At 71.6% G+C, this 14,963-nt stretch carries 17 protein-coding genes; 13 read left to right on the top strand and 4 right to left on the bottom strand.

Annotated features, from left to right (window positions below):
• Positions 1-172 precede the first annotated feature (172 nt).
• Together GLX25_RS12230 and GLX25_RS12225 are read left to right on the top strand one after the other, a co-directional pair.
• A complete protein-coding gene (locus GLX25_RS12230; protein WP_309299154.1) occupies positions 173-1,180 on the top strand; it encodes a LacI family DNA-binding transcriptional regulator in 1,008 nt (335 codons plus the stop codon).
• Complete coding sequence (locus GLX25_RS12225; protein ID WP_271192584.1) at positions 1,177-2,262, top strand: M24 family metallopeptidase; 1,086 nt, start codon at positions 1,177-1,179, stop codon at positions 2,260-2,262. Before GLX25_RS12230 ends, GLX25_RS12225 begins: the two co-directional genes overlap by 4 nt.
• 99 nt (positions 2,263-2,361) lie before the next feature.
• Here GLX25_RS12225 and GLX25_RS12220 read toward each other — a convergent pair whose 3' ends face one another.
• Positions 2,362-2,850, bottom strand: coding sequence for a DUF6326 family protein (locus GLX25_RS12220; protein WP_155842733.1), 489 nt, complete (start codon positions 2,848-2,850; stop codon positions 2,362-2,364).
• Positions 2,851-2,981: 131 nt separating this feature from the next.
• Between GLX25_RS12220 and GLX25_RS12215 the strand changes: the two genes are divergently transcribed.
• Entirely contained in the window at positions 2,982-3,656 is a 675-nt protein-coding gene (locus GLX25_RS12215; RefSeq protein ID WP_166548772.1) for a TetR/AcrR family transcriptional regulator, read from the top strand.
• A gap of 36 nt (positions 3,657-3,692) precedes the next feature.
• On the opposite strand, the gene arfB is transcribed toward GLX25_RS12215, so the two are convergent.
• The 3 genes from arfB to GLX25_RS12200 form a co-directional block, all read right to left on the bottom strand.
• Positions 3,693-4,130, bottom strand: a complete 438-nt coding sequence (gene arfB / locus GLX25_RS12210; protein WP_155842731.1) for an alternative ribosome rescue aminoacyl-tRNA hydrolase ArfB — start codon at positions 4,128-4,130, stop codon at positions 3,693-3,695.
• An 89-nt stretch (positions 4,131-4,219) separates the two neighbouring features.
• Positions 4,220-4,747, bottom strand: a complete 528-nt coding sequence (locus GLX25_RS12205; RefSeq protein ID WP_155842730.1) for an SRPBCC family protein — start codon at positions 4,745-4,747, stop codon at positions 4,220-4,222.
• The gene (locus GLX25_RS12200; RefSeq protein ID WP_155842729.1) at positions 4,744-5,319 is read right to left on the bottom strand and encodes an ArsR/SmtB family transcription factor; all 576 of its coding nucleotides are present in this window, start codon (positions 5,317-5,319) and stop codon (positions 4,744-4,746) included. The genes GLX25_RS12205 and GLX25_RS12200 overlap by 4 nt, the downstream gene beginning before the upstream one ends.
• An 84-nt stretch (positions 5,320-5,403) precedes the next feature.
• On the opposite strand from GLX25_RS12200, the gene GLX25_RS12195 reads away from it, so the two are divergent.
• The 10 genes from GLX25_RS12195 (at position 5,404) to GLX25_RS12150 (ending at position 14,864) form a co-directional block, all read left to right on the top strand.
• A complete protein-coding gene (locus GLX25_RS12195) occupies positions 5,404-5,769 on the top strand; it encodes a hypothetical protein (protein ID WP_155842728.1) in 366 nt (121 codons plus the stop codon).
• A 96-nt stretch (positions 5,770-5,865) separates the two neighbouring features.
• The gene (locus GLX25_RS12190; protein ID WP_155842727.1) at positions 5,866-6,837 is read left to right on the top strand and encodes a DUF6807 domain-containing protein; all 972 of its coding nucleotides are present in this window, start codon (positions 5,866-5,868) and stop codon (positions 6,835-6,837) included.
• Positions 6,834-7,592 carry a cupin domain-containing protein gene (locus GLX25_RS12185; protein WP_166548771.1) on the top strand — a complete coding sequence of 253 codons (759 nt, stop codon included), beginning with the start codon at positions 6,834-6,836 and terminating at the stop codon, positions 7,590-7,592. The genes GLX25_RS12190 and GLX25_RS12185 overlap by 4 nt, the downstream gene beginning before the upstream one ends.
• Positions 7,589-8,704, top strand: a complete 1,116-nt coding sequence (locus GLX25_RS12180; RefSeq protein WP_155842726.1) for a Gfo/Idh/MocA family protein — start codon at positions 7,589-7,591, stop codon at positions 8,702-8,704. The genes GLX25_RS12185 and GLX25_RS12180 overlap by 4 nt, the downstream gene beginning before the upstream one ends.
• Positions 8,701-9,669 (top strand): glycoside hydrolase family protein, encoded by a 969-nt coding sequence (locus GLX25_RS12175; RefSeq protein WP_155842725.1) that lies wholly within the window; start codon positions 8,701-8,703, stop codon positions 9,667-9,669. Before GLX25_RS12180 ends, GLX25_RS12175 begins: the two co-directional genes overlap by 4 nt.
• A 115-nt stretch (positions 9,670-9,784) precedes the next feature.
• Positions 9,785-11,086, top strand: coding sequence for an ABC transporter substrate-binding protein (locus tag GLX25_RS12170; protein ID WP_155842724.1), 1,302 nt, complete (start codon positions 9,785-9,787; stop codon positions 11,084-11,086).
• A gap of 71 nt (positions 11,087-11,157) precedes the next feature.
• Entirely contained in the window at positions 11,158-12,153 is a 996-nt protein-coding gene (locus GLX25_RS12165) for a carbohydrate ABC transporter permease (RefSeq protein ID WP_155842723.1), read from the top strand.
• Positions 12,150-13,070: a carbohydrate ABC transporter permease gene (locus GLX25_RS12160; protein ID WP_155842722.1), complete on the top strand. Its 921-nt coding sequence runs from the start codon at positions 12,150-12,152 to the stop codon at positions 13,068-13,070. The genes GLX25_RS12165 and GLX25_RS12160 overlap by 4 nt, the downstream gene beginning before the upstream one ends.
• Positions 13,071-13,080: 10 nt before the next feature.
• The gene (locus GLX25_RS12155) at positions 13,081-13,752 is read left to right on the top strand and encodes a hypothetical protein (RefSeq protein ID WP_155842721.1); all 672 of its coding nucleotides are present in this window, start codon (positions 13,081-13,083) and stop codon (positions 13,750-13,752) included.
• Between the two features lie 71 nt (positions 13,753-13,823).
• Positions 13,824-14,864, top strand: coding sequence for a class I SAM-dependent methyltransferase (locus GLX25_RS12150; RefSeq protein WP_155842720.1), 1,041 nt, complete (start codon positions 13,824-13,826; stop codon positions 14,862-14,864).
• Positions 14,865-14,963 lie beyond the last annotated feature (99 nt).

Below are 14,963 nucleotides of genomic sequence, written 5' to 3'. Positions count from 1 at the left end.
AGTCGTGCGAGGCCCGGCAACCCGGGCGCTACACTGAGGAACCGATTTCCCGACGCGCCGACGCGTGTCGGCCGCGCCGAGCCGGAACCGGTCCACGCGCGGCACGGCCTCGACGCGCATCGCGCGGGCCGAGGCATCCGGAAGGGGACGCATGGGCGACCGAAGCAGGGGCGTGACGATCTCCGACGTCGCCGCGCACGCGGGCGTCTCGCCGGCGTCGGTGTCGCGCGTGCTGAACGGCCGGGCGAGCGTCGACCCCGAGATCGTGCGGAAGGTGCAGGCGTCGATCGCGACACTCGGCTACTCGCCGAGCCTCGTCGCCCGCAGCCTGGTGCACGGGCGCAACACGACGGTCGCGATGGTCGTGCCCGACCTCGAGAACCCGCTGTTCCAGGGGATCCTGAAGGGGCTCAGCCTCGCCGCGGCCGACGACGGCTACCGGGTGCTCGTCGCCGACACGGCCGAGCGCGTCGACGACGAGGAGGCGATCGCGGTCGAGGCGCGGCAGCGCTGCGACGCGCTCGTGCTCTGCGCGCCGCGCATGCCCGAGGCGAAGCTGCGCCGGCTCGTCGAGCGCGTCGCTCCGGTCGTCGTCGTGAACCGCCCGCTGCCCGACCTCGACGTGCCGATCGTGGGCGTCGACTACGTCCGCGGCATCCGCGACCTCGTCGACCACCTCGTCGGGCTCGGGCACCGGCGCCTCGCGTACGTCACCGGCCCGGAGACGAGCGCGTCGAACGCCGAGCGGCTGCGCGGGGTCGACGAGGCGCTGGCGATGCATCCGTCGGTGCGGATCGAGCGCATCCCGGGCGGCTCGCGTCCGGAGGACGGCGAGGCCGTCGCGCCCGCCGTCGTCGAAGTGCACCGCGCGGGCGTCACGGCCGTCATCGCGTTCAACGACCTCGTCGCGCTGGGCCTGCTGGCGCGCCTGCGCGAGCTCGGCGTCGACGTGCCCGGGGAGCTCTCGGTCGCGGGCTTCGACGACGTGCCCATGGCGCGGTACGCGACGCCGCGCCTCACGAGCATGTCGGTGCCGCGCACCGAGATCGGCGCGCAGGTCTGGGCGCGGCTGCGCACCCTGATCGGCGGCGGACCGATCGAGCACACCGTGCTCTACCGCCCCCGGCTCGAGGCGCGCGAGAGCACCGCGGCGCCGGCGGCCGTCGGGGCGCGCGCGTGAACGGGGTCGCGCCCGTGGCATCCGCTCTCGGATCGGATCGCCCGGCCAAGCGCGCCCGCGTGCTCGACCTGCTCGAGCGGCGCGGTGCCTCGGCGATCGTGCTCCGGTCGCACACCGCGGTCGCGTGGTACCTCGACGGCGCGCGCACGCACGTGTCGCTCGCGGGTGATCCGGTGGCCGCGGTCGTCGTGCGCCCGAGCGGCGAATCGCTGTTCGTGTTCGCGAACGAGGCCGACCGCCTGCTCGCCGAGGAACTCGGCGACGCGTCGGACCTCGAGGTCGTCCGCGTGCCGTGGCACGAGCCACTCGTGCCGGCCGGGCTCGACGCCCTCGGTGCCCTCGACGAGACGGATGCCGCGGCCGACCTGCGCGCGGCCCGCGCCGCGCTGCTGCCGGCCGAGCTCGCGCGCTACCGCGCCCTCTCCCGCGAGGTCGCCGAGGCGATGACGGATGCCGCGCTCGCCGCGTCGCCCGACGACTCCGAGCGCGCCGTGGCCGCACGCCTGTCGGGCGACCTCGCTGCGCGGGGGATCGACCCGCTCGTGACGCTCGTGGCCGGACGCTCCCGGCTGGCCCACCGGCATCCGCTGCCCACCGACGCGCCCCTCGGCGATCGCGCCATGCTGGTCGTCTGCGGCCGCCGCCACGGCCTCATCGCGAACGCGACCCGGTGGGTGCGCTTCGGCCCCGCCGACCCCGCCGAGACGGATGCCGAGCGCCGCATCCTCGACGTCGAGGCCGCCTTCCTCGACGCCACCGTGCCCGGCGCTCGCCTCGCCGACGTCTTCGCGACCGGCACCGCTGCGTACGCGTCGCACGGCTTCGACCCGCACGAATGGACGCGGCACCACCAGGGCGGCGCGGCCGGCTACGCCGGCCGCGACCCGCGCGCCGTCCCCGGCCTCCCCGACGTCGTGCAGCTCGGCCAGCCGTTCGCGTGGAACCCCACCGCGCCCGGCGCGAAGGTCGAGGACACCGTGCTCGTCGGCTCCGACGGGATCGAGGTGCTCACACTCGACCCGCGCTGGCCGACGGTCACGGTCGCCGGGCGCGCGCGGCCCCGGGATCTGCGACGCGATTGACGCGGCGCAGCCGCTTCGAGCGCCCCGTCGTCGGGCGTGGCCCTCTCGCATCGCCGTCGTCGTCGCCCTGCCGTCGCCGTCGCCGTCGCCGCACCGCGCCTACCGCCGCACGTCCTGTCGAAGGTCGGACGTCGCGGGCCCGGCCGGAACGGCGGGGGTTCGGGGCCATGCCCAGGCCGAGCGCAGGATGAAGGCCAGGAGCAGCAGCTCGATTCCGATGGAGAGGGCGTAGAAGGGGGCCCAGGCCCAGGTCTCCCCGACGGCGTTGAACACCGTGACGGGGATGTACAGCGATGCCACGACGAGGTTCGCAGCGCGGTTCACCCGGGCCGGGAGCGTCACGGACAGCACCACCATCAGGGCGGGGATCGCGATCAGTGCGAGGAACGCGGTCATCAGCACCGGGCTGATGTCGAACTCGAAGACGACGCCGGCCAGGATGTCGTCGATCGTGCCGGGCCTGTAGAGGTGGTAGTAGTCCACGTAGATGTACAGGAACATGAAGCTGGTCCATGCGGCGGCGAGCTTGGCCCGCACGGGGATCGGTGACTCGTCGAGCAGGTTCGGGGTTTCGGTCCGGATGGTCATCGGTTCATCTTTCGAGAGGAGCGGTCCGTCCGCCTGAGTGGCGGCGGTTGATTCGTACACCGTACGTCGTACGCTGTACTATGCTCGTACACTGTACGATTGTCAAGCCGTTCGAGCGAGCGAGGAGACCCGTGTCAGCGAGGGAACAACGCCAGGTCGCGTCAGGAGCGGGGCTGAGTACTCGGCTGGTCGTGGCCGAGGCGGTCCGTCTGGCCGACCGCGACGGCGCCGACGGGCTGAGCATGCGCCGGCTTGCCGCTGAGCTCGGACTGGGCGCGATGTCGCTCTACCACTACGTGGCGAACAAGGACGAGTTGCTGGACGCCATGATCGACGTCGTGTTCGAGGAGATCGAGCTCCCGCCCGACGACACCGACTGGCAGTCCGCGATGCGACGGCGGGCGGTCTCCGCCCGACAGGTTCTGGCGCGCCATCCGTGGGCGATCGGGCTGATCGAATCGCGGACATCGCCGGGGCCCGCGAACCTCCGGCATCGCGAAGCGGTCACCGCCTGCCTGCGAAGGGCCGGCTTCCCGGTCCTGATGGCGACGCACGCCAACTGGGTGCTCGACAGCTACGTCTACGGGTTCGCCCTGCAGGAATCCAGCCTGCCCTTCGACACCGCCGACGAGCTCGCGGAGCTGGCCGAGGACGTCTTCCTGCCCCAGCTGCCGCCTGACGAGTTCCCCTACCTCAACGAGTCCGCCGCCGCGCTCGTCGCTGCCGGCTACGACCCCGCGGAGGAGTTCAGCTTCGGCCTCGACCTCGTCCTCGCCGCCCTCGAGCCCCTGAGGGACCCTGCCTAGCGGGACGCGCCGACCGGCCGCCGCCTAGCCGTCCGATCAGTCGCCGGGTGGGCGGCGCAGGCGCTTGACGTCGGTGCGTCGCTTCTTGGCTTCCAGACGCCGTTCCCTGGACCCGCGACTGGGCTTGGTCGGTCGGCGCACCGGTGAGGGCGGACGCAGCGCGTCGGCCACGAGGGTGGCGAGTCGCATTCGCGCGGCATCCCTGTTGCGCAACTGGGAGCGGTGCTCGGATGCGGTGATGGTCAGCACGCCGTCGACCAGGCGACCGCTCAGGCTCGTGACGAGTCGCTCCCGCTGGACGGCCGAGAGCGCGGCCGAACCGGCCACGTCCCACACGAGCTCCGCTCGGGAGTCGGCGGTGTTCACGCCCTGTCCGCCCGGACCCGACGACCGCGAGAACCGCCACGACAGCTCCGACTCCGGGATCGTGAGGCGCGCGTCGACCCGAAGACCGGGGCGGTGGACGGCAGGCATGGCTCCATCATCCCGCGGGAGACGAGCGACTACGGCGCTCGGTGGTCCGTGGGCCGAGACCGCAGCGGTCATGGTGCATCCTCCGTCGGTCAGCCCGCCGCGACCGGGAAGCGGGTCGCGAGGCGGTCGAGGATCGGGACGAGGTCGCGGACCATCTGGTCGAAGAACTCGTTCTCCCAGTCGGCGCCGCTGCCATAGGCACTCGTGACGACGCGGAGCACGCACGTGCCGCCGGACGCCGCCTCGATCAGGAACTCCGTGGCAATCGGCGTGATCCGGTCGAGGCCGGCGTAGACCTCGGAGAGCGGCGCGCCGATCGACTCGAACCACTCGGCCATGTCCGGCGGCAGGTCCTCGGGCCGAGTGCCGATCGGCCACGGCTCCTCGTAGGCGAATCGCCGGTTCGGCGCGTACGCGGTGACCGTGCCGGCCGACGTGAACTCGCCGAGGTCGAACGAGATCTCGCCGCCGACCCGCGGCTCGAGTCGAGCCGGCGCCATCCACGACGAGATCCCGTCGGCGGTCGCGATCGTCTTCCACACCTGTTCGGGCGTGGCGACGAGGTCGTAGGTGCGTTCCATCCGGTGTTCGACGCGGTCGGGATCGGGCGTGTTCATGACGACTCCTTCGGTCGTGGATAGGACGAGACGGTCAGGCGATGCGGTCGGCCGTCGTCGTGGTGGTACTTCGCCGCGAGCGCGGCGATCGCCGACTGCAGTTCGCCGGCGAACGCCGCTCGGTCGTCGGGCGATGCGAACCCGATCACCGTGTCGACGGTGAGCGTGGGCACCCGCGCCTCGGGCGCCGAGCCGCTCGCGATGGCCCCGACCTCCGACACGGCTCGGGCGTTCACCGCGATCAGGTACGCGGCGGAGAGGCGATCGGCGATCGCATCGGGATCGACCGCGGTGGGCTGCAGCACGTTCGGCGAGACGACGAGATGCCGAGCGGAGCGACGCACGAAGCGTTCGCTGATGCCGCCCCACGCGCGCGTCTCGACCGGTTCGACGAGCCCGTGCGCCTCGAGCGACTTCAGGTGGTAGTTCACCTTCTGCCGCGTCGACCCGATCTTCGCGGCGACCGTGGTCGCCGACCCCGGCTCGGCCAGCGCGTCGAGGATCGACGCCCGGATCGGGTCGAGCGCGACCTCGACGGCGTCGCCGTCTGCAAGGACCCGCAGCTCGTTCATGAGGCCAAACTACGCTTGACAAAGAAAATTGTCAAGACCTCCACGACTCACGCGGAGAAGTTCCGACCGTGCGACACTGGCCCGATGGACCCCGACTGGATCGAGCACCGTCGCGGCATCGACGGCGAGCTCATCGGCTGGATGGAGCCGGCGGGCGACGGCTTCGTCGCGATCGACCTGCTGGGCCGTCCGCGAACCGGAGCGCTCGACTGGCTCGCGGCCGAGGAGGCGCTCGACGCGCTCGGCATCGGCTACCTCGGTGATCCGCATGAGCTGCGGCTGGAGACGGGGGAGTGGATCCGGGTGCGGATCACCGAGGCGTCGCCCCGCGGCATCCGCCTGAAGCAGGACGACGGCAGCGCCCAGGCGGTCGGCGCGCCGCAGGTGTTCTTCGCCATCGGGTTCCCGGCGCCGGACGAGCTCCGGGCGTTCGTGCGCGATCCCGGTTGACGGTGTAGGCTCGGGATAGCGCTTTCCCGAATCGAGGAAGGCAGTGCGAGAGCCCAGCGCCGCATCCCGGATCGACGACGACCCCGAAGGAGCCCGATGCCCGACCTCCGCATCGCCCGCGACGACGACCGCCTGATGATCCACGCCGACGGCGACGTGCTCGCCGAGTACGTCTTCCGCCCCGACCACCCCACGTTCGAGTCGCCGCGCCCGTACCTCAGCCCGATCCGCACGCTCGGCGGCGAGACCGTCTCGCTGTACCGCCCGCACGACCACGTCTGGCACAAGGGCATCGCCTGGTCGCTGCCCGTCGTCGGCGACGAGAACTTCTGGGGCGGGCCGACGTTCGTGCGCGGCGAGGGCTACGTGCAGCTGCCGAACAACGGCGAGCAGCGGCACGTCGCGTTCGAGAACGGCGAGACGGATGCCGCGGCCGGCGGCAGCTCGAACGGCGGCCGCGCCCGCATCCGCGAGCGCCTCGACTGGGTCACCCAGGCGGGCGAGACGATCTTCCGCGAGGAGCGCACGCTCGCGGCATCCGTCATCGCGGACGACGCGTGGCTGCTCGGCTTCGCGACCGCGCTCACCAACATCACCGGCCGCGCCATCCCGATCGGCTCGCCCACGACCCGCGGCCGCGAGAACGCGGGCTACGGCGGCCTGTTCTGGCGCGGACCGCGCTCGTTCACGGGCGGGCAGGTGCTCGCGCCCGGCGTCGCGGGCGGCGACGAGCTCCGCGGAATTCGCGCGCCGTGGATGGGCTTCACCGGCCGCCACGACGAGACGGGCACGGCGTCGACGATCGTCATGGTCGACGACCCCGGCAACCTCCAGCACCCGCCGCAGTGGTTCGCGCGCAGCGAGGAGTTCGCGTGCCTGTGCCCCGCGCCGTTCTTCAGCGAGGAGCACGTGATCGAGCCGGGCGCGACGATGGCGCTGCGATACGGCGTCGTGATCGCGGATGGCGCGTCGGACCCGGCGCGCGCCGCCGAGCTCGCCGCGCTCGCGACCGAGCGGTTGCCCGCCCTGCTCGGGCCCGCTGCCGCCGAAACCCGGGGCGCGCCGTGACCATCCCAGGCTTCCCGGGCGCGACCTCGGTCAGCTCGCTCGAGGTCTACGACGGCGTCGCACCCGACGGGCTCGCGGGCGGAACGCCGCACCTGCACCTCGTCTCCGCCGAGGCGTACCTCGTGGTCGCCGGCCTCGGACGCCTGCACACGATCGACGGCGCCGGCGCGTTCGAGGAGCGCGCGCTCGCCCCGGGCGACCTCGTCTGGTTCGCGCCCGGCGTCATCCACCGCGCGATCAACGACGGTGGCCTCGAGGTGCGCGTCATCATGCAGAACGCCGGCCTCCCGGAGGCGGGCGACGCCGTGATGACGTTCCCCGACGACGTGCTCGCCGACGCCGGGCGATACGCGGATGCCGCACGGCTGCCGGGCGCCGCGGCATCCGACGCCGATCGACTCGCCGCCGCGCACGCGCGCCGCGACCTCGCGGTCGAGGGGTACCTCGCGCTCTTCCGCGACGTCGGCGACGGCACGGTCGACGCCGACCGTCTCGCCCGCCTGCATGCCCGCGCGGCCGAGTTGGCGCGCCCGCGCGTCGCCGACTGGCGCGCACGCTGGGAGGCCGGCGCACTCGCCGTCGCCCGCGAGACCGGCCACCGCCTCGACGCGCTCGCGAGCGGCGGCGACCCGGGCCTCGGCGAGGCGCGCGTGGCTGAGGCATCCGTCGCCCCCGCCTTCGGCATGTGCGGGCGACTGCAGCGCTACGACACGACCATCGACCCCGACATCGACCCCCTCGGAGGAGCCCGATGACCGACCAGACCGGCCAGGCCACCCCGACCACCCCGCTGCGCGCCGCGATCATCGGCACCGGCGCGATCGCCGACGCGCACGCGCAGGCCCTTCGCGCCACGCCCGACGGCGAGCTCGTCGCCGTGCTCGACCGTCACCTGGACCACGCGCAGGCCTTCGCCGACCGCTGGGGCGGGCCCGCGGTCGCCGACTCGCTCGAGACACTCCTCGCGACGGGCGCGATCGACGTGCTGCACATCTGCACGCCGCCCGGCGTTCACGCCGAGCAGGCGATCGCCGCGCTCGACGCGGGCGTGCACGTCGTGTGCGAGAAGCCCGCGGCGCTCGCACTCGACGAGCTCGACGCGATGACGGATGCCGCGTCCCGCAACGACCGGCGACTGGCCGTCGTGTTCCAGCAGCGCACCGGCACGGCCGCGGCGCACGTCAAGGGACTGCTCGAGTCGGGCGCGCTCGGCCGGCCGCTCGTGGCGACCTGCCAGACGCTCTGGTACCGCGCCCCCGAGTACTTCGCGGTGCCGTGGCGCGGCAAGTGGGCGACCGAGGGCGGCGGGCCGACGCTGGGGCTCGGCATCCACCAGATCGACCTGCTCGCGTGGTTGCTCGGCGACTGGGCGAGCGTGAACGGGCAGCTCTGGAGGCTCGCGCGCGAGACCGAGATGGAGGACGTCTCGACCGCGACCGTCGCGTTCGAGAACGGGGTCGTGGCGTCGGTGATCACGAGTGCGCTGTCGCCCCGCGAGACGAGCTCGATCCGCATCGACACCGAGCTCGCGACCATCACCGTCGACCACCTCTACGGCCACGGTCACGAGCACTGGCGCATCACGCCGGCGCCGGGCGTCGACCCGGCCGTCGTCGACGCGTGGTCGGCGCTGCCCGCCGACGAGGAGCCGAGCGGCCACGACCCGCTCGTGCGCGACATCTACCGCGCGCTCGCCACGGGTGCGCCGCTTCCCTCGACGGCGACCGACCCGGCGCGTTCGTTCGAGATCGTCACGGCGATCTACTCCTCGGCGACGAGCGGACGCACGGTCGAGCGCGCGTCGCTGCGCGACGACGCCGACCGGATGCGCAGCCTCGAGAGCCCGATCGTCGACCTGCGGCGATGAGTTCGCGGCGATACGACGACGCCCTGTTCCACGACCCGGTGCACGACGGCGCGACCGACCCGACCGTGATCCGTCATCACCTGACGGGGGAGTGGTGGATGTACTACACGCAACGGCGGGCGTCGGTCGACGAACCGGGCGTCGCGTGGGTGCACGGCAGCCGCATCGGCGTCGCGCGCTCGGTCGACGGGGTGCGCTGGCGCTTCGACGGCACCGTCGACGACCTGCGTCTCGGCGACGACGCCGGCAAGTGGACGGAGACGCACTGGGCCCCCGAGGTGATCTTCGACGGCGAGCGCTACCGCATGTACCTCACCGTGATCGACGGCATCCCCGACCGCTGGGAGGGGCACGCGCGCCGCATCGTCGAGTACGTCAGCGACGACCTCGCGTCGTGGCGGCTGGTCGGCGAGGTCCCGTTGAGCTCCGACCGCGTGATCGACGCGTGCGTCTCGCGCTGCCCCGACGGGCTCTGGCGCATGTGGGTCAAGGACGAGGCGGATGACTCGACCACGTGGGTCGCGGCGAGCGACGACCTCGCGCCGCGCTCCTGGCGGGTCGAGGGCCGAGCGATCGGCGGGCGTCCGCACGAGGGTCCGAACGTGTTCGAGCTCGGCGGCTGGTGGTGGATGCTCGTCGACGAGTGGCGCGGCATGGGCGTGCACCGGTCGGCCGATGCCGTGACCTGGGAACGCCAGGGCGGGCCCGACGACGTGATCCTCGGTGCGCCCGGTCGGCGGCGCGGGGACGCGACCTTCGGACGGCACGGCGACGTCGTGGCCGGCCGCGGCCGCGGCATCCTGTTCTACTTCACGCACCCGCACTGGGACGGCTCGGAACTGGGGTCGACGGATGCCGCATCCGCGCGCCGCAGCGCGATCTTCGCCGCTCCGCTCGAGGTCGTCGACGGCGTGCTGACCTGCGATCGCGACGCCCCGGTCGATCTCGGTTCGATCACGGATTGAAACGATTTTCCTCCCCGCATTGACCATTCGCGTCGATGGGGCTACATTTGGGGAAGCGCTTTCCCACCCAGCGTGAATGCACCAGGCAGACAGAGACGTTTCCGGGAGGACAACGATGTTCAACATTCGCACCCGACGCGCGGCCCTCGCCGCCGCGGCGGTCACGGCGAGCGCGGCGCTCGTGCTGACGGGCTGCTCCGGCGGCTCCGAGCCGGCCGCGACCTACGACCCCGACGAGGAAGTGACCCTCAACCTCGCCTTCTGGGGCAACGACGTCCGCGCCGACCTGTACGACCAGGCGATCGCGGCGTTCAACGAGGAGTACCCGAACATCACGGTGAACTCCTCCTTCCTCGGCTTCCCCGAGTTCTGGGAGAAGCGGCAGACCGAGGCGGCCGGCGGCGGCCTCCCCGACGTCATGCAGTTCGACTACTCCTACCTCCGCCAGTACTCCGAGAACGGGCTCCTCCTCGACCTCGAGCCCTACCTCGGCAACATCATCGACACCGAGCCGCTCAGCGAGAACATCCTCTCGATCGGTGTCGTGAACGGCGAGACCACCGGCATCCCGACCTCGACCAACGCGTGGGGCATGTTCACGAACCCGGTCCTGCTCGAGCAGGCCGGCGTCGAGGACTTCGCCGGCGGCAGCTGGGCGGACTACAACGACTGGATGGCCGAGGTCACCGAGGCCTCCGGCGGAGCGGTCTACGGCGGCACCGACTGGACCGGCCGCATCCAGAACTTCGAGATCCAGCAGCGCGCCGCCGGTGAGGACCTCTTCACCGACGAGGGCGAGCCGAACTTCACCGAGGAGGACCTCGCCGCCTTCTGGGAGCAGGGCGACTCGATCCGCGAGGACGGCACCGTCATCAGCCAGCAGGAGCTCGAGGAGATCTACCCGGTCTCGGGCTTCGACGCGGCGAAGACCGCGAGCGAGCTGACCTGGGACAACTTCGGCGCCGGCTACCTCGGCAACCTCGGTGAGGGCTACACCGAGCTCGGCCTCGTCGCCCCGCCCGTCACCGAGGAGGGCGCGAAGGACCTCTACCTCAAGCCCTCGATGCTGCACTCGATCGCCGCGTCGACCGACCACCCCGAGGCGGCCGCCACCCTCGTGAACTTCCTCGTGAACAGCCCCGAGGCCGGCGAGATCTTCGGCACCAACCGCGGCCTGCCCGCGTCGGAGACCATGCTCGAGGGCGCCGAGCTCGACCCGCTGGGCGAGCAGATCCGCGCCTACGAGGAGTCGATCAGCGACCGCCTCGGCGACGCCCCGCCCGTGCCGATCGTCGGCTACGGCCAGCTCGAGGAGAAGTTCCGCCTGCTGGGCACGGAGCTCGGCTTCGGCACCCTCACCGTGGACGAGGCCGTGAGCCAGTTCTTCGCGGAGATGGACGTCGTCCTGAACCAGTAGGGATCCTCCGGGTCCGGGCCCAGGCGGCCCGGACCCGGGGTACCCTCGGCACGGAACCCGGGAGAGAGACCATGAGCACCACCCTGACGAGAGCGATCGTCACGGCCGACAAGGAAGGCCGTCCGCGCCTCCTCGGCCGTCGCGGCCCCGACACCCCCACGCGGCACGGACTGAAGGTCCGCAACCGTCGCGAGACGGCGACGGGCTACACTTTCCTCCTCCCGTGGATGATCGGGTTCCTGGGCCTGACCCTCGGCCCGATGGTCTACTCGCTGTACCTCGCGTTCACGAAGTACAACCTGTTCACCGAGCCCAAGTGGATCGGGCTGGACAACTTCGTGCGCATGTTCACGGAGGACCCGCAGTACATCCAGTCGGTGCAGATCACGCTCGTGTACGTGCTGATCGGCACCCCGATCAAGCTCGCCGCCGCGCTCGCGGTCGCGATGCTGCTGAACTACCGCGACCGCGGCTCGACGTTCTTCCGCTCGTCGTTCTACGCCCCGTCGCTGATCGGCGCGTCGGTGTCAGTCGCGATCGTGTGGCGGGCGATGTTCTCCACCGACGGCCCGGTCGACAACACGCTCTCGTTCTTCGGCCTCGACATCGGCGGGTGGGTCGGCAACGTCGCACTGGTGCTGCCGATGATGATCCTGCTGGCGGTGTGGCAGTTCGGCGCCCCGATGGTGATCTTCCTCGCGGGCCTGAAGCAGGTGCCGCGCGAACTGTACGAGGCGGCCGAGGTCGACGGGGCCGGCCCGATCCGGAAGTTCCGGTCGGTGACCTTCCCGATGCTCTCGTCGGTGATCTTCTTCAACCTGCTGCTCGAGCTGATCAACGCGTTCCAGGTGTTCGCGTCGGCCTACATCATCTCCAACGGCTCGGGCGGCCCGGCGGGCATGACGAACTTCTACACCGTCTACCTGTACAAGCGCGGCTTCGCCGACCTGCAGATGGGCTACGCCGCCGCGATGGCGTGGGTCCTCGTGATCGTGGTCGCGATCATCGCCGCCATCCTCTTCAAGACCCAGAAGTCGTGGGTCCACTACGCGGGAGACAACCGATGAGCACCTCGACCAGCGAGATCGCCCGTCCCGAGTTCCTCGAGATCGAACTCGACCAGAAGCCCGTCGAGCGGCGCCGCATCAAGCGCAAGACCATCAACACGATCATCTGGTTCGTGGTCCTCGCGATCCTGACCGCGATCGTGCTCTACCCGCTCGTGTGGCTCTTCATCGCCACGTTCAAGCCGTCCAGCGAGTTCGGCCAGAACCCCGGCCTCATCCCCGACAACCCCACGATCGACAACTACTTCAAGGTGCTCGAGGGCATCGCCGGGGTGCCGCTGTGGCGGTTCTTCGCGAACTCGACCTTCATCGCCGTGATGGCCGTGATCGGCACCCTGTTCTCCTCGGCCCTGGCCGCGTACGCGTTCGCCCGGGTGCAGTTCAAGGGCGTCGGGATCCTCTTCGCCGCGATGATCGGCACCCTGCTGCTGCCGTTCCACGTCGTGATCATCCCGCAGTACATCATGTTCCAGAAGCTCGAACTCGTGGACACGTACTGGCCCCTGATCCTGCCGAAGTTCCTCGCCACCGAGGCGTTCTTCGTGTTCCTGATCGTGCAGTTCATCCGCAACATCCCGCGCGACATGGACGAAGCGGCCCGCATCGACGGGGCCGGCCACTGGCGCACGTTCTTCTCGATCATCCTGCCGCTGATCAAGCCCGCCCTGATCACGTCCGCGATCTTCACCTTCATCTGGACCTGGAACGACTTCCTCGGCCCGCTGCTCTACGTCAACAGTCCCGAGCAGTACCCGCTCCCGGTCGCCCTGCGCCTCTACAACGACCAGACCTCCACGTCGGACTACGGCGCCACCGTCGCGGTCTCGTTCCTCGCGCTGCTGCCGATCCTGATCTTCTTCATCGTCTTCCAGCGCTTCCTCGTCGACGGCGTCGCCACCCAGGGCCTCAAGGGCTAGGGGCGAGCGGATGTCTCGGGCAGGCGGTCGCACGGAACGTGCCGCGCGTCGCGACGAGCGGTCGGGCTCCGGTCCGGTCCGCTCGGGCGCGGCGCCCGCCCGCTTCCCCGGCGCGACGAGCGCGTTCGGGCTGCTCGGCGAGGTGCTCCTCGTCGGCGTGCTCGTCGCGCTCGTCTCGATCCCGCTCGTGACCCTGCCCGCCGCGCTCGCGGCCGGCGTGCGGCACCTGCGGCGGTACCTGCTCGCGGAGGGCTCGAAGCTCGGCCTGTTCTGGGCCGACCTGCGGGCCGGGCTCCTCGGCGGGATCGGCGTGGGCGCGGCATCCGTCGCGGCGGTGCTCGTGCTGCTGCTCGACATCGACCTGGCGAACAGCGGCGCACTGCCCGGCGGTCCGATCGTCGCGGCGGTCGGCTGGCTCGGCCTCGCGGCGCTGGCCCTCGCGCTGTTCACGGCGGCCGGGCTCTGGACGCCGAAGCTCGGCTGGCTGGGCGCGCTGCGCGCGGCGCCGCGCGCGGTCGCCGGCGACCCGGTCGGGGCCGCGTACCTCGTGGCCTCCGCGGGGTTCGCGGTCGTCGTGACGTGGCAGCTGTTCCCGCTCGTCGTGGCCGCACTCGGGTGCGTAGCGCTCGCGATCGTCGCGGTGCCCGAGCGGCCGCGGCGGCGCCATCGGGACGCGCGCTGAGACGTCCCTCGTCGGCCTGCCGAGGATCCGGACGGGGTGCCATCGCGACCGATCGGGCGTAGGTTGACGCCATGTCACATGCGATGACCGGCGGAGGCGACTACGACCGTCACAGCGGCTACCAGATGCGCGGGGCACGCTCGCACGAAGCGCTGGTCGAGGATGCCGCAGACCGGATCGTCGCCGGGCAGGGCGGCTCGGTCGCGATCGCCGACTACGGGTGCGCGGAGGGCCGCGTCTCGAACGCCCTCGTGCGCCTCGCGATCGAGCGGGTGCGCCGGCACGCGCCGGACGTCCCGGTGACCGTGGTGCACAACGACGTGCTGTCGAACGACTGGGCGACGCTCTTCGCGCACCTCGCGAGCCCCGACAGCTACCTCCACGTCGCAGGCGGTCCGATCACGCCGATGGCGTCCGCGACCTCGTTCTACACTCCGGTCACGCCGCGCGGACTCGTCGACCTCGGTCTCAGCTTCGCCTCGGTGCAGTGGCTGTCCGAGTCCGGTCCGGCGGGGACCGGAGCGGCGCTCTACTTCGACCAGCTCGACGGCGCCGCGCGGGCCGCGATCGCCGCGCGGGCCCATCGCGACTGGACCCGCTTCCTCGAACTCCGCGCCGACGAACTGGCGCCCGGAGGCCGGATGGTGCTCGACATGATGGGCACCGACGAATCGGGCGTGGCGACCGGGCATGCGACCTGGGGCCTCGTTCGCGCCGTCGTCGATGAGCTGGTCGGCGAGGGGATGGTCGACCGCGACCGTCGCGACGACTACGTGTTCCCCGTGTACGAGCGGTCGATCACGGAGGCCCGTGCACCCTTCGACGAGGAGGTCGCACGCCGCCTCCGACTCGAGCACCTCTCCGTCACCGACGTGCCGAACCCGTACGTCGAGCAGTACGCGGCCGATGGCGATATGGATCGGTTCGCCGACGGGTTCCTCGGCTTCTTCCGGGCCTTCAGCGAGCCGAGCCTGCGCGACGCACTCGATCCGTCGGGAACTGCGACGGACGAACTCTACCGACGGCTCCGCGCACGGTTCCGCGAGGCGGCCGGCGAGCTCGACTTCACCATTCACGCCATCACCGCGGTGATCGCGCGCGTCGACGGCTGATCGCGGCGCGGGGCTTCGCGAGACTCCCGGACCCGTCGTCTCCGCTGGGGCCCCGGAGCCCGTTGCCGAGATGGTTGGGAGTGGATCGCGTCGGCGCGC

The organism is Agromyces luteolus, assembly GCF_009729855.1.
GTDB classification, from domain to species: domain Bacteria; phylum Actinomycetota; class Actinomycetes; order Actinomycetales; family Microbacteriaceae; genus Agromyces; species Agromyces luteolus.
This window is presented reverse-complemented; position numbering and strand designations above follow the sequence as displayed.